The following is a 12,939-nucleotide window of genomic DNA, read 5'->3' on the forward strand; positions in this document are numbered from 1 at the left end:
AAAACAGCCCGTTTGCCGAGTCATCAGCGGCACCGACCCGCGCGTGTTCACCGTCTCCCGAAGATGCGACCGCGTCGCACACCGGGGAGACCGGCGTGCGGTGGTCGCCCGAACTGTCGAGCACGGAGTGCTCGAATCCGCGGACCATTCAGGTAATGCCTCCGTTGGGGTAGGCGTGGTGAACGGTGTGGGTTGCAGGCTCGTCCGCCGAGGTGCGGATCACGGTGGAACGGGCATAGCGAGGTCGGGCTAATAAGTCTTGATGTCGACCCCCCAATTTGGGTACGGTCCACACACCGACGCGCGTCGAAAAACCAGTAACATGTGTTTCTATCCAAAATCTGTGCTCAGTCGTTGGGTTCGAACGCCCGTCTGACCAGCGCCCGTTCGGTCTCGTAGGTGAGCCGTTCGAGCGCTTCGGCGGGGGTGACCCACTGGCGCGCGTCGACCTCGCCGTCGGGTTCGAACGGGCGCTCGTCGGCGACGCGCATGTGCCAGACGAACACGCCCTTCGGGCCGCTCCGCGTCCCCGCGTCGTCGGGGACGCGGTACTCGTAGCGCCCGGCGAACCGGCCGCAGTCGACCTCGCACCTCGTCTCCTCGCGGACCTCTCTGACGGCGGTCTCGACCAGCGTCTCGCCCGGTTCGAGTTTCCCCTTCGGGAGCGACCAGTCGTCGTAGCGCGGCCGGTGGACGAGACAGAGTCGGCCGTCGTCGCGGCGGAGGACCCCGCCGGCCGCGAACGTCAGAGTCGATGGTGAGGACACGACCGGTCAGAACTCGTCCGGGGGCGTCAGGCCGTCGTCGGCCTCGCCGTCGTGTTCGTCGGGGTACTCCGGCGCGACGCCGTCTTCGAGGGCGTCCACGTCGAACTCTCGGCGGAGGTTCTGGATACGGTCGCGGATGTCGGCGGCGAGTTCGAACTCGAGGTTGTCGGCGGCCTCCTGCATCCGGTCTTCGAGGAAGGCGATCTGTTCTACCGCCTCGTCGGCGTCGGCGGGTTCGTCGCCGGAGACGCCGCGGGTGTCGGTCTTGCTCCCCGGCAGGTTCGTCTCGCCGACCTCCTTTTCGATGGTCGTCGGCGTGTAGCCGTGTTCCTCGTTGAACTCCTGTTGGATGCGGCGGCGGCGCTGCGTCTCGGAGATGGCGGCCTCCATCGCGTCCGTCATCTCGTCGGCGTAGAGCACGACCTCGCCGTTGACGTTGCGGGCGGCGCGGCCCATCGTCTGGACGAGCGTGGTCTCGGAGCGCAGGAAGCCCTGCTGGTCGGCGTCGAGAATGGCGACGAGCGAGACTTCGGGGATGTCGAGGCCCTCGCGGAGGAGGTTGATGCCGACGAGCACGTCGATATCGCCGAGGCGGAGCGACCGGATGAGTTCGTGACGTTCGAGCGTGTCGGTCTCGTCGTGCATGTAGGCCACGTCGACGCCGGCCTCTTCGAGGTACTCGGTGAGGTCCTCGGCCATCCGCTTCGTGAGCGTCGTGACGAGCACGCGCTCGTCGCGGTCGATGCGCTCGTCGATGCGGGCCATCAGGTCGTCGACCTGCCCGGTCGCCTCCGTCACCTCGACCTTCGGGTCCACGAGGTGGGTCGGTCGGACGATTTGCTCGACGATTTGGTCGGAGTGCTCGCGCTCGTAGTCGCCGGGGGTCGCGGAGACGAAAAGCGCCTGCCCGACGGTCTCTTCGAACTCCTCGAAGGTGAGCGGGCGGTTGTCGTAGGCCGTCGGAAGGCGGAAGCCGTTTTCGACGAGCGAGTCCTTTCGGGACTTGTCACCGGCGTACTGGCCCTTAATCTGCGGGAGCGTGACGTGCGACTCGTCGATGACGGTGAGGAAGTCGTCGGGGAAGTAGTCGAGGAGGGTGTAGGGCGCGTCGCCCGGCTCGCGGTCCGAGAGGTGGACCGAGTAGTTCTCGATGCCGGAGCAGTGGCCCGTCTCGCGGAGCATCTCGATGTCGAAGGTGGTTCGCTCTTCGATGCGCTGGGCGGCCACGAGGTCGCCCTGTCGCTGGAAGTGCTTCACCCGCTGTTCCATCAGCTCCTCGATTTCCGAGATGGCTCCTTCGAGCTGCTCTTCGGGGATGGAGTAGTGCTCTGCCGGATAGATGAGCACCGCCGGCTCGGACGACTTGACCTCGCCCTCCAGCGGGTCGAGCTTCAGCATCCGGTCGATTTCGTCGCCCCAGAACTCGATGCGGACGGCGTAGCGGCCGTACATCGGGAACACCTCGACGGTGTCGCCGCGGACGCGGAACGTCCCTTGCCGGAAGTCCACGTCGTTGCGCTCGTAGTTGAGGTCGACGAGACCACGGAGGAGTTCGTCGCGGTCCATCTGCTGGCCGACCTCCAGTCGGAGGGACATATCGGCGTAGTTCTTCGGGTCGCCGAGGCCGTAGATAGCCGACACCGAGGCGACGACGATAACGTCGTCGCGGGTGAGAAGCGACCGGGTCGCGGAGTGGCGGAGCCGGTCGATTTCCTCGTTTATCGACATGTCCTTATCGATGTAAGTGTCGGTCTGTTCGATGTACGCCTCGGGCTGGTAGTAGTCGTAGTAGGAGACGAAGTACTCGACCGCGTTGTCGGGGAAGAGACTCTTGAACTCCTCGTACAACTGGGCGGCGAGCGTCTTGTTGTGCGCGAGGACGAGCGTCGGCTTCTGAATCTCCTCGACCACCCACGAGACGGTGTTTGTCTTGCCGGAACCGGTGACACCGAGCAGGGTCTGCACGTCGGCACCCTCGCGGAAGCCGCGGGCCAGCGCCTCGATTGCCTCGGGTTGGTCGCCCGCGGGGTCGAAGGGGGCGTCGACGCGGAATTCGCGGTCTGCGTCGGGTCTGTCGGCGGACAGGGGACCGGACTCGCTCATTGCCCCTCCTTGGGTCGCGGCGTACTTGAGCGAGGCGGTGCTTGTCGCCGGAGGAACGGTTTTGGGCCGGGCTGTCGAACCGTCCAGTATGACGCGAGCCGAACTCGAACGCGCGAGCAACCTGCTCAAGGAAGCCGCCGAGGCGACCGAGGGCGACGTGCAGGAGCGACTCTACGAACAGTCCGACCAGCTCGCGAAGCTGGCGACGCGCGAGCAGGGACCGGACCACGGGCGACTCGCCCGCCACATGACGGTCCTCCACGAACTCGCCGAGGACCTCGACGGCGACGTCGCCGAGACGGTCCGCGAGGCCCGAAGCGAAGTCCTCGAATACCGCAAGGGCGTCCCCGGCGTCTGACGACCGGCTGACAAACCCCCTCGTTTCTACTGGAACTCGCCCGCTACGCCGCGAGTCGTCGCTGTCGGCACTGGGCGAACGAAGACACAAGTTCCGAGCATACCGCACCGCGAGCGGGGCCGAAGTCGAGTCTCGCGACCGGTTTTCTCCACCGTGAGACGCAGCGCGTCTCACGAGCCGTCGTTCCGCTACCGTTCGCGGAGACGGTCTACGCCGGGTCGGTCGCCAACGGCGACCCCTGTGAGTGAAGAGGGGGCTTAGCAGACGTTCTTCGGCTTGACGCCCATGCCTTCCAGCGTCTCGACGTACTCGTCGTAGGCGGCTTCGACCACCGCGTCGGCGGCCTCGCGGGCGACGGCGTCGTCCTCGACGAGGTCGTCGATGGCGGCTTCGAGCGTGTCGAGTTGGTCGTTGAGGTCGGACTTGAGCGTGCGGAAGTCGTTGGCGGCCATCGGGTCCGCGTCGCCGACGAAGAAGCCGACCATCTGCTCGACGGTCTTCAGCGACACGAGCGCGCGGGCGAGCGCGCCGCCGAGGCGGCCGTCGGTCGTCTCGAACTCGGCCAGCACGTCGTAGACGTTCGGCTTCGAGCCGTCGGGCTCCGCGCCGACGGTTTCGGCGTGCTCGCGGGCGGTGTCGGCGAGGTCGGCGAAGAGTGCGGCCGCCTCGTCGTTCGGTTCGTCGTCTGCCCACCAGTCGAACAGGTCGGCGGCGGCGGCGGCCTCGGCGGCGGCCGCGGCGCGGACCGCGTCGCCGTCCATCTCGCCGCCGGTGACGGCGTACAGCGCCTTCGAGGAGCCGAGTCGGGAAAGCGGCGTCTCGTGGTCGTCGCGGAGGGTGTCGAGGAGTTCGGACATACGCCCCCGTATGTCCGTCTCGGGTTTGTACCCATCGGCGGCGGCGAGTCCGGCGCGGGTCTGCGACGACCCGGCTCGACCCGAGACGACGACCGGCGTGTCGGCCGGGTCGTGACATTCTACCGAGTCGAACTAGCACGAATATTAAACATTATATATTGTATTATCATGAGGTTATCCGAGCTATGACAAACGCTATCAGGCAGGCGGCGGAGCGCAGTTCGAAACTGGTCGAACAGTACCTCCCCGACGCGTTCCTGTTCGCCATCATCCTGACCGGAGTGGCGTTCGTGCTGGCGCTGGTATCGGTCGCGCCGGCCGAGGGGGTCGGCGCGGTCGGACACGCCGGGAACCTTCTCATCGACGGCTGGTACGGCGGCTTCTGGAACCTGCTTTCGTTCGGGATGCAGATGACGCTCATCCTGATGACGGGCTACGCACTCGCGCAGACGAAGCCCGTGGACTGGCTCCTGACGCGCCTCGCGGGCGTCCCGAACACCGAGCGGGGCGCGGCCGCGATGGTGCCTGTCGTCGCCGCCGCGGCGTCGTTCGTTCACTGGGGTCTCGGCCTCGTCGTCGGGGCGCTGTTCGCCCGGAAGATAGCGACCGAGATGCGCGGCATCGACTTCCCCATCGTCGTCGCCGGGGCGTACTCCGGGTTCGTCGTCTGGCACGGCGGTCTCGCGGGGTCGATTCCGCTCCTGTTGAACACCGAGGGGAACTTCCTCATCGAGGCGGGCATCCTCGACACGACGTTCGGCACCGGCGGGACCATCTTCACGGTCGCCAACCTCGTGTTGGTCGTCGCGGTCGGCTTCCTCTTCCTGCCGGCGCTGTTCGCGCTCATGTACCCGGCCGACGACGCGAAGAAGACGCCCATCGACCCCGCGGCGTTCGAGACGGCGACCGACGGTGGCGAGCAAGCGACTGGCGGGTGGGCCTCCACGGACGTCCCCGAGGACGCCTCGCTCGCGACGCGCATCGAGCACTCGCTCGGTATCGGCGTGACAATCGGCGTCGTCGGCCTGCTCGCGGTCGTCCTGTACTTCTGGGAGGGAATCCAGAACGGGACGATGCCGTGGAACAACCTCAACCTGAACATCGTCAACTTCGGCTTCCTCTTCCTCGGCCTGCTGTTCCACGGGACGCCCAAGGCGTACATCGAGGCCATCGTCGAGGCCGTCGAGAACGTCTGGGGAATCATCCTCCAGTTCCCCTTCTACGCGGGTATCATGGGCATCATGGCCTACGCGCCCGAGGGGTCCGTCAGCCTCGCCACGCAGATCGCACAGGGCATGGTCGCCGTCGCGCCCGACGGGACGCTCCCGGCCTTTGCCTTCTTCACCGCCGGTCTCGTGAACTTCTTCGTCCCCTCCGGCGGGGGCGAGTGGGCCGTCATCGGCGAGACGCTCGTCACGGCCGCGAAGGCGTCCGGCGAGTCCATCCCGCGAGTCGCCGTCGCCGCCTCGTGGGGCGACGCGTGGACCAACATGATCCAGCCCTTCTGGGCCATCCCGCTGCTCTCCATCAGCGGCCTGTCGGTCCGCGACATCATGGGCTACTGCGTGATGGTGCTTCTCGGCGCGGGCGTACTCGTCGCCGTCGGCATCAGCGTCCTGCCGATGTGAACCGCAAAAAGAACCGGTCGGTCGGTCTCGAAACGAACTGAGGCCGAGGCGGCTCAGTTACCCTTCTCGACGGGCGCGCCGACGAGGTTGCCCCACTCCGTCCACGAGCCGTCGTAGTTGGTGACGTTCTCGTAGCCGAGGAGTTCGTGGAGGGCGAACCACGCGATGGACGAGCGCTCGCCGATGCGGCAGTAGGCGATGGTGGACTCGTCGCCTTCGATGCCCTGGTCCGCGTAGAGTTCGCGGAGTTCGTCGGCGGACTTGAAGGTGCCGTCGTCGTTGACGGTCGCGGCCCACGAGATGTTGCTCGCGCCGGGGATGTGGCCGCCGCGCTGGGCGGTCTCCTGCAGTCCCGGGGGCGCGAGAATCTCGCCGGAGAACTCTTCGGGCGAGCGAACGTCGACGAGGGGAAGGCCCTTGTCGACCGCCTTCTCGACGTCGTCGCGGTACGCGCGGATGTCCTCGAAGGGACCCTTGGCGCTGTAGTCTTGCTCCGGGAAGGACGGGACTTCGTCGGTCGTCGGATAGTCGTTGTCGACCCAGTAGTCGCGGCCGCCGTTCATCAGGTGAACGTTCTCGTGGCCGTAATACTTGAACTGCCAATAGGTGTAGGCGGCGAACCAGTTGGAGTTGTCGCCGTAGAGGACGACCGTGGAGTCCTCAGAGATGCCGTGGGAACCGAGGAGGTCCTCGAAGTCCTCCTTGGTCAGCACGTCACGGGTCGTCTGGTCCTGCAGCTGGGACTCCCAGTTGAACCCGATGGCACCGGGGGCGTGACTCTCGTCGTACGCCTCGGTGTCCACGTCCACTTCGACGAGTCGGTACGCCGGGTCGTCGCTCTGGAACTCGTCGAGGTGGCTCTCCACCCAGTCCGCAGAGACGAGCACGTCCTTCGCGTAATCGGAGTTTGACATCGCGTTTCTCCGTACAACAGGAAGGCCCATAACTCTCACAGCGACGGCATGTACGGCCTGACCTCGGGTGATGCGGCAATATTGTCCCAGATATGGCGGGGGAGACGGCGAAACTGACTCGGAGAACGGCCGTCTCGGGGACTCTCAGCCCGGTATCCGACGAAACCAGCAACAACATCCGCTACCCCGGACACGTGGCGAGGGGTGCGAGGAGGGGCGGACCTAAACCCGCGGCCCGGAAACGTGGGGACATGGTAGACGTGGTCTCTTCGACGTGGCTCGCGGACCGACTCGGCGACGTTCGCGTGGTGGACGTGCGGGACGGCTGGGAGTTCGACGGCATCGGGCACCTCCCCGGCGCGGTGTCGATACCCTTCGACGAGTTCCGAAGCGCCGACGGCGACGTGGGGATGCTCCCCGGCCGCGACGCGTGGTCCGACCTCCTTTCGGGCGCGGGCGTCGCGGCCGACGACGACGTGGTCGCCTACGACGACACCCACGGCGTCTTCGCCGCCCGCTTTCTCGTGACCGCCCTCCTCTACGGACACGACCCCGAGAAACTCCACCTCCTCGACGGCGACTTCAGCGCGTGGAACCGCGAGCGCGAGACGACGACCGAGGCGACCGAGGTCGAGGGGACGGTCTACGAGATAACCGACCCGACCGAGACGCCGCTCGTGGACTTCGAGGCGGTCGAAGCCGCGCTCGACGACCCCGAGACCGTCATCGTGGACACCCGCGACCCCGCGGAGTACGACGAGGGCCACCTCCCCGGCGCGGTCAACCTCGACTGGCGCGAACTCGTCGACGACGAGACCCGCGGGCTGAAACCGCGGGACGAACTCGACTCGATTCTGGACGCCGCGGGCGTCGCCCCGGACCGTCGGGTCGTCCTCTACTGCAACACCGCCCGGCGCATCAGCCACACCTACGTCGTCCTCTCGCACCTCGGCTACGACGACGTGGCGTTCTACGAGGGCAGCCTCACCGAGTGGGAGGAACGCGACGGCGCGGTCGTCGAGGGCTGACGAGCGGCGCAGTCAGGGAGTCTCGACCGGGTCGTCGCCCGCGGCCTCCTCGCCTCCGCCGTCGTCGACGCGTAACTCCGCACCGAGCAGGTCAACGGACTCCGCGAGGAGCGCGACGACGAGCGGGCCGGCGATGATACCGACCGGACCGAGGCTGAGCAGGCCGCCGACGAAGCCGACGAAGTAGAGGCTCCCCGGCAGGTCGGCGGTCTCCCTGGCGAGTCGCGGGCGAATCAGGATGTCCGGGAGCCACGCGACCGCGAATCCGCCGACGACGACGACGAGCGCGGCGGCGACGAGGTCGCCGACCGCGGCGTGGTAGACGGCCATCGCCGCGAGCAGGACGCTCGGGCCAACGATGGGGATGAACTGGAGGACGGCCGCGACCGTGGCGAGCGTGACGACGTACTCGTAGCCGAGCGCCCAGAAGACGACGAGGCCGATAGCGAACGTGCCGACGGCGGTCGCCGCCTGCAGGACGTAGATGGCGAACAGCGTCTCGCGGGCCCGCTTGTTGAGCGCCGTCGCCGCGTCCCGGTAGTCGGCGGGGACCAGCGCGAGGAGCGTCCGCCCGACGGCGTCGCCGCTGAGGAGCAGCGAGAACACGAGGAACCCGAACAGCGTGAGTTTGATGAGGACCACGGGCGCGGCGGTGGCGGCGGCGCGGCCGAGCGACTGGAGCAGGTTGAGGCCGACCGCAACCACGTCGTCGAGCGTCACCGTCTCGACCATCCCGAGGAACTCGACGGTCACCACGTCGGGCAGGAGCGCCGCGAGCTCGAGGATGTCGCTCAGTCGGAGGAAGACGATGACGACGAGCGGCGCGAGCACGACGCCGACGCCGACCGCCGCGACGACGGTGGCGGCGAGGCTGGCGACCCAGCGGGAGGCCCCGCGCGCTTCGAGGCGTCGCCTGAGCGGCACGAGCAGGTAGGCGACGGTGATGGCGAAAAACACCGTCGCCAACACGTCCGCGAGCATGACCGCCGCGAGCAGCGCGAAGAGGGCGAGCACACCGCCGAGGACGTACGGACGAGAAGCAGTCACCTCCGGTGATACTCCCGCCGAGGATAAAGTCGTTCTCCCGACACGGACCTCGAATCCGACGGATTCGGCCGTTTATTCGTCTCCGAAAACACCACGCCCGTTAAGTACCACAGAGTGCAACAACCGAGTAATGAGACGACGTAGTTTCCTGAAGGCCGCCGGTGCGGGAGGCGTCTCCGCGCTCCTCGCCGGCTGTACCGGGACCGGCGGCGAGCAGACGACGACCGAGGCTTCGGGCGACACGACCGAGACGACCACGGCGACGACGACCGAGGGGACGACCGCGGGCGGCGAGTCGCCGACGCTCACCGTCGGTACCTACGGCTCGTTCGTCGACGCGCCGAGTTCGAGCCCAGGTCCGTGGCTGAAAGAGACGTTCGAGTCCGAGTTCGACGCGACGCTGGAGTGGCAGACGCCCGATTCGGGCGTGAACTACTACATCGAGCGCGCCCTCCAGGGCGTCGAGTCCGGCGCGGACCTCTACGTCGGCCTCGACGCGCAGATGCTCGTCCGCATCGACCAGAAGCTCGACGAGGCGCTGTTCTCGCCCGCCGAGGGACTGTCCCGAGCCGACGAGGTGAACGAGCAACTGAACTTCGACCCGCAGGGCCGCGCGGTCCCCTACGACACGGGCTACATCTCGCTCGTCTACAACGAGACCTACGGCGACGGCGACTTCGTCGCCCCCGAGACGTTCGACGGCCTGCTGGAGTCCGAGTACGCGGGCGCGCTCCTCGCGCAGAATCCCACGTCGTCGGCGACGGGACAGGCGTTCTTACTCCACACCATCGACGCCAAGGGCGAAGACGGCTACCTCGACTACTGGGCGAGTCTGAAGGAAAACGACGTCCGCGTCCTCGGCGACTGGGAGGACTCCTACAACGCCTACTCGAACGGGGAGGCCCCGATGGTCGTCTCGTACTCGACCGACCAGGTGTTCGCCGCCGAGTCCGGCGAGGACATGGCGAAACACCAGATTCGCTTCCTGAACGACGAGGGCTACGCCAACCCCGAGGGGATGGCCCACTTCGCCGACGCGTCGAACCCCGACCTCGCGGCCGAGTTCATGGACTTCATGCTCCGACCCGAGGTGCAGGCCGAAATCGCCGTCCGCAACGTCCAGTTCCCGGCCACGACCACCGCGGAGCTGCCAGAGGACTTCGCGCAGTACGCACAGGAGCCGCCGGAAGCCGTCACGTTCTCCTACGACCGGCTTCAGAACAACCTGAGTGACTGGACCGACGCCTGGGCCCGCGAGTTCGCCAGAAAGTGAGGTGAACCGGTGAGCCGCGTCTCGGTTCGCCGGGTCGCCCGCGTCCTCGAACAGCGACTGCTCACCCTCGTCGCGGCGCTCACCGCCGTCGTCCTCCTGGTCCTGTTTTACTACCCCGTCGCCACCGTCTTCGCCGACGCCGTCCTCGTGGACGGCCGACTCACCGTCGAACCAATCGCGGCGATTCTGACGAGCGAGTTCTACCTCGTCGACATCATCTGGTTCACGGCGAAACAGGCGTTCTACTCGACGCTCGCCAGCCTCGCGCTCGGCCTCCCCGCCGCGTGGCTGTTCTCGCGCTTCGAGTTCCGCGGCCGCGAGACGCTCCGCTCGCTTACCATCCTCCCGTTCGTCATGCCCTCCATCATGGTCGCCATCGGCTTCGTGGCGACGTTCGGCCGCAACGGGACGCTGAACCGCGCGCTCTCCGCCGTCGGCCTCCCGCCGGTCGAACTGCTGTTCACGCTCGAAGCCATCATCGTCGCCCACGCGTTCTACAACGCCCCGCTCGTCGCCCGCGTCGTCACCGCCGCGTGGGAGAGCGTGGACGCCCGGACCGTCGAGACCGCCCGCTCGCTCGGCGCGAACCCGCGGCGGGCCTTCCGCGACGTCGTCCTCCCACAGCTCCTGCCGTCCATCGGCGTCGGCGCGACCCTGACGTTCATCTTCACCTTCGCGTCGTTCCCCATCGTCCTCGCGCTCGGCGGCTTCCAACTGGCGACCATCGAGGTGTTCGTCTACTCGCGGGTCCGGGACCTCGCGTACGCCGAGGCCGCCAGCCTCGCGGTCATCGAGACGGTCATCTCCATCACGCTGACCGCCGTCTACCTCCGGTACGAGGCCAGCCAGCGGTCGGCCGGCGGCGCGGCGAACCCCCTTCCCCGCCGGTCTGTCGTCCCGGCCGACTGGACGCCGAAATCGACGCTTCGGACGGTCGGCATCGCCGGCTACGCCCTCGTCGTCGGACTGGTGTTCGTCGTCCCCATCGCCAGCATGATTCTGGCGAGCGTCACCGGCGGCGACGGCGGCTTCACGCTCGCCAACTACGCCTTCCTCGTCGAGCGACAGGCGACCGGCGCGAGCTTTCAGGTCAAACCACTCCCCGCCATCCTGAACTCGCTGGCCTTCGCCGCGGGGACGCTCGTCGTGGCCGTCCCGATGGGCGTGGTGATGGCCGTCCTCACGACCCGCCGGTACCGCGGGCGCGGCCTCATCGACGTGCTCTCGATGGCCCCCTTCGCCGTCTCGGGCATCGTCGTCGGCCTCGGCCTGCTCCGCGGCCTCGTCTTCGGCGTCGACGTGCTGGGGACGCGAGTCCGCGTCACCGGCGCGCTCGCTATCGTCGCGGCCCACGCCGTCGGCGCGTACCCCTTCGTCACCCGGAACGTCGCGCCGCTTTTCGCCCGACTCGACGGCCGGCTCGTGGAGTCCGCGCGGTCGCTCGGCGCGACCAGAACCCGCGCGCTCGTCGATATCGAACTGCCGCTCGTCTGGACCGGCGTCGTCGCGGGCGCGGCGTTCGCCGTCGCCATCAGCATCGGCGAGTTCGACTCGACCATCATCCTCGCGGAGGGCGCGGGGAGCTACACGATGCCCATCGCGGTCGAGCGGTTCCTCGGGCGACGGCTCGGCCCCGCGACGGCGATGGGCTGTCTCCTGCTTCTCGTCACGTCCGCCAGCTTCCTCGTCGTGGACCGCTTCGGCGGCCGGTGGGGCGAGCTATGAGGGTGCCCGGGGAACGAGACGGGGGCGAGCCGCGGGAAGTGAGAATTATGACCGTCCGCCGGCGAGGGGAGAACGTGACTTCGGAGGCGAACCCGTGAGACTCGAACTCGACGCGGTGTCCAAGCGCTACGGGTCGGCGACGGCGCTCGATTCCGTCTCGCTGTCGGTTGACGACGGCGAGTTTTTCACGCTCGTCGGCCCCTCTGGCTGCGGCAAGACGACCACGCTCCGCTGTATCGCCGGCTTCGAGTCCCCGACCGAGGGGACCGTGCGCTTCGACGGCGAGTCGATGGCCGGCGTCGCGCCCGAGTCTCGGGGCGTCGGCGTCGTGTTCCAGAACTACGCGCTGTTCCCGCACCTCAGCGTCGGCGAGAACGTCGCCTACGGCCTCCGCTTTACCGACCCGCCGGGCGGCGGCACCCGCGACGAGCGCGTCGCGGAACTGCTGGACCTCGTCGACCTCGCGGGGTTCGAAGACCGCGACCCGGACTCGCTTTCGGGCGGGCAGCAACAGCGTGTCGCGCTCGCCCGCGCCCTCGCGCCCGGCCCGGACCTCCTGCTCCTCGACGAGCCGATGTCGGCGCTCGACGCCCGACTCAGGGACCGACTCCGCCGACAGGTAAAGCGCATCCAGTCGGAACTCGGCGTGACGACCGTCTACGTCACCCACGACCAGTCGGAGGCGCTGGCGGTGTCCGACCGGGTGGCCGTCCTCAACCGCGGCCGCGTCGAACAGGTCGGCCGGCCCCGCGAACTCTACCACCGCCCGCGGACGCGGTTCGTCGCGGAGTTCCTCGGCGAGAACAACGTCCTCGACGGGGTCGTCGAGTCTCGACCGGAAACGGGGGGGATTCGCGTCGGCGTCGGCGACGCGGTGTTCACGCTGGCCGAGGGTCGACGCGTCCTCGGCCAAGGTGGTTCGGCGTCCGGCGACCGCGCTGAAACCGACGGGAGGGACGGCGGCCGACCCGCACGTCCCGAGACCGGGGACAGCCTCACCTTCTGCGTCCGACCCGAACAGCTCCGAGTCGGCGCGGAGACGAACCGAGTCCGCGGAACCGTCGTCGACACCGAGTTTCAGGGGGCGACGACGCGGGTGCGACTCGACTGGGGCGGGACGGAACTCGTCGTGGCGGTCGAAGACGGCGGCGAAGAATCAGCGGCCGGATTCGAGGTCGGGACGACGCTGGATATCGGATTCGCCCCGGCGTCGGCTCACATCGTCGACTAGGCCGGAAG

General features: G+C 67.9%; 11 protein-coding genes. 6 read left to right on the forward strand and 5 right to left on the reverse strand.

Annotated elements, in window-relative coordinates:
* Nucleotides 1–347: 347 nt before the first annotated feature.
* The gene (locus tag DEQ92_RS08550) at nt 348–767 is read right to left on the reverse strand and encodes an NUDIX hydrolase (RefSeq protein ID WP_115820656.1); all 420 of its coding nucleotides are present in this window, start codon (nt 765–767) and stop codon (nt 348–350) included.
* Between the two features lie 6 nt (nt 768–773).
* Entirely contained in the window at nt 774–2,870 is a 2,097-nt protein-coding gene (gene uvrB, locus DEQ92_RS08555; protein WP_115804360.1) for an excinuclease ABC subunit UvrB, read from the reverse strand.
* 88 nt (nt 2,871–2,958) lie between these two features.
* On the opposite strand from uvrB, the gene DEQ92_RS08560 reads away from it, so the two are divergent.
* On the forward strand, nt 2,959–3,228 hold the full coding sequence (locus tag DEQ92_RS08560) for a hypothetical protein (protein WP_004974013.1): 270 nt from the start codon (nt 2,959–2,961) through the stop codon (nt 3,226–3,228).
* Between the two features lie 257 nt (nt 3,229–3,485).
* On the opposite strand, the gene DEQ92_RS08565 is transcribed toward DEQ92_RS08560, so the two are convergent.
* Nucleotides 3,486–4,085 (reverse strand): hypothetical protein, encoded by a 600-nt coding sequence (locus DEQ92_RS08565; RefSeq protein WP_004974015.1) that lies wholly within the window; start codon nt 4,083–4,085, stop codon nt 3,486–3,488.
* A 185-nt stretch (nt 4,086–4,270) separates the two neighbouring features.
* Between DEQ92_RS08565 and DEQ92_RS08570 the strand changes: the two genes are divergently transcribed.
* Nucleotides 4,271–5,713, forward strand: a complete 1,443-nt coding sequence (locus tag DEQ92_RS08570; protein ID WP_004974016.1) for a short-chain fatty acid transporter — start codon at nt 4,271–4,273, stop codon at nt 5,711–5,713.
* A gap of 53 nt (nt 5,714–5,766) precedes the next feature.
* On the opposite strand, the gene DEQ92_RS08575 is transcribed toward DEQ92_RS08570, so the two are convergent.
* Complete coding sequence (locus DEQ92_RS08575) at nt 5,767–6,627, reverse strand: sulfurtransferase (protein ID WP_004974017.1); 861 nt, start codon at nt 6,625–6,627, stop codon at nt 5,767–5,769.
* A 251-nt stretch (nt 6,628–6,878) separates the two neighbouring features.
* Between DEQ92_RS08575 and DEQ92_RS08580 the strand changes: the two genes are divergently transcribed.
* On the forward strand, nt 6,879–7,655 hold the full coding sequence (locus DEQ92_RS08580; protein ID WP_004974018.1) for a sulfurtransferase: 777 nt from the start codon (nt 6,879–6,881) through the stop codon (nt 7,653–7,655).
* A gap of 12 nt (nt 7,656–7,667) precedes the next feature.
* On the opposite strand, the gene DEQ92_RS08585 is transcribed toward DEQ92_RS08580, so the two are convergent.
* Complete coding sequence (locus DEQ92_RS08585) at nt 7,668–8,702, reverse strand: AI-2E family transporter (protein WP_049905001.1); 1,035 nt, start codon at nt 8,700–8,702, stop codon at nt 7,668–7,670.
* 130 nt (nt 8,703–8,832) lie between these two features.
* On the opposite strand from DEQ92_RS08585, the gene DEQ92_RS08590 reads away from it, so the two are divergent.
* The 3 genes from DEQ92_RS08590 to DEQ92_RS08600 all read left to right on the forward strand — a co-directional run bounded on the left by DEQ92_RS08590 (nt 8,833) and on the right by DEQ92_RS08600 (nt 12,931).
* Nucleotides 8,833–9,975, forward strand: coding sequence for a thiamine ABC transporter substrate binding subunit (locus DEQ92_RS08590; RefSeq protein WP_004974020.1), 1,143 nt, complete (start codon nt 8,833–8,835; stop codon nt 9,973–9,975).
* A 9-nt stretch (nt 9,976–9,984) separates the two neighbouring features.
* Nucleotides 9,985–11,700 carry an iron ABC transporter permease gene (locus DEQ92_RS08595; RefSeq protein WP_115804358.1) on the forward strand — a complete coding sequence of 572 codons (1,716 nt, stop codon included), beginning with the start codon at nt 9,985–9,987 and terminating at the stop codon, nt 11,698–11,700.
* A gap of 94 nt (nt 11,701–11,794) precedes the next feature.
* A complete protein-coding gene (locus DEQ92_RS08600; RefSeq protein ID WP_115804357.1) occupies nt 11,795–12,931 on the forward strand; it encodes an ABC transporter ATP-binding protein in 1,137 nt (378 codons plus the stop codon).
* Nucleotides 12,932–12,939 lie beyond the last annotated feature (8 nt).

Source organism: Haloferax sp. Atlit-6N (genome assembly GCF_003383195.1).
GTDB lineage: Archaea > Halobacteriota > Halobacteria > Halobacteriales > Haloferacaceae > Haloferax > Haloferax gibbonsii.

Coding starts and splice junctions, on each gene's coding strand:
- DEQ92_RS08590 (WP_004974020.1), top strand. CDS start 8,833: ATGAGACGACGTAGTTTCCTGAAGGCCGCCGGTGCGGGAGGCGTCTCC.
- DEQ92_RS08580 (WP_004974018.1), top strand. CDS start 6,879: ATGGTAGACGTGGTCTCTTCGACGTGGCTCGCGGACCGACTCGGCGAC.
- DEQ92_RS08565 (WP_004974015.1), bottom strand. CDS start 4,085: ATGTCCGAACTCCTCGACACCCTCCGCGACGACCACGAGACGCCGCTT.
- DEQ92_RS08570 (WP_004974016.1), top strand. CDS start 4,271: ATGACAAACGCTATCAGGCAGGCGGCGGAGCGCAGTTCGAAACTGGTC.
- DEQ92_RS08560 (WP_004974013.1), top strand. CDS start 2,959: ATGACGCGAGCCGAACTCGAACGCGCGAGCAACCTGCTCAAGGAAGCC.
- uvrB (WP_115804360.1), bottom strand. CDS start 2,870: ATGAGCGAGTCCGGTCCCCTGTCCGCCGACAGACCCGACGCAGACCGC.
- DEQ92_RS08575 (WP_004974017.1), bottom strand. CDS start 6,627: ATGTCAAACTCCGATTACGCGAAGGACGTGCTCGTCTCTGCGGACTGG.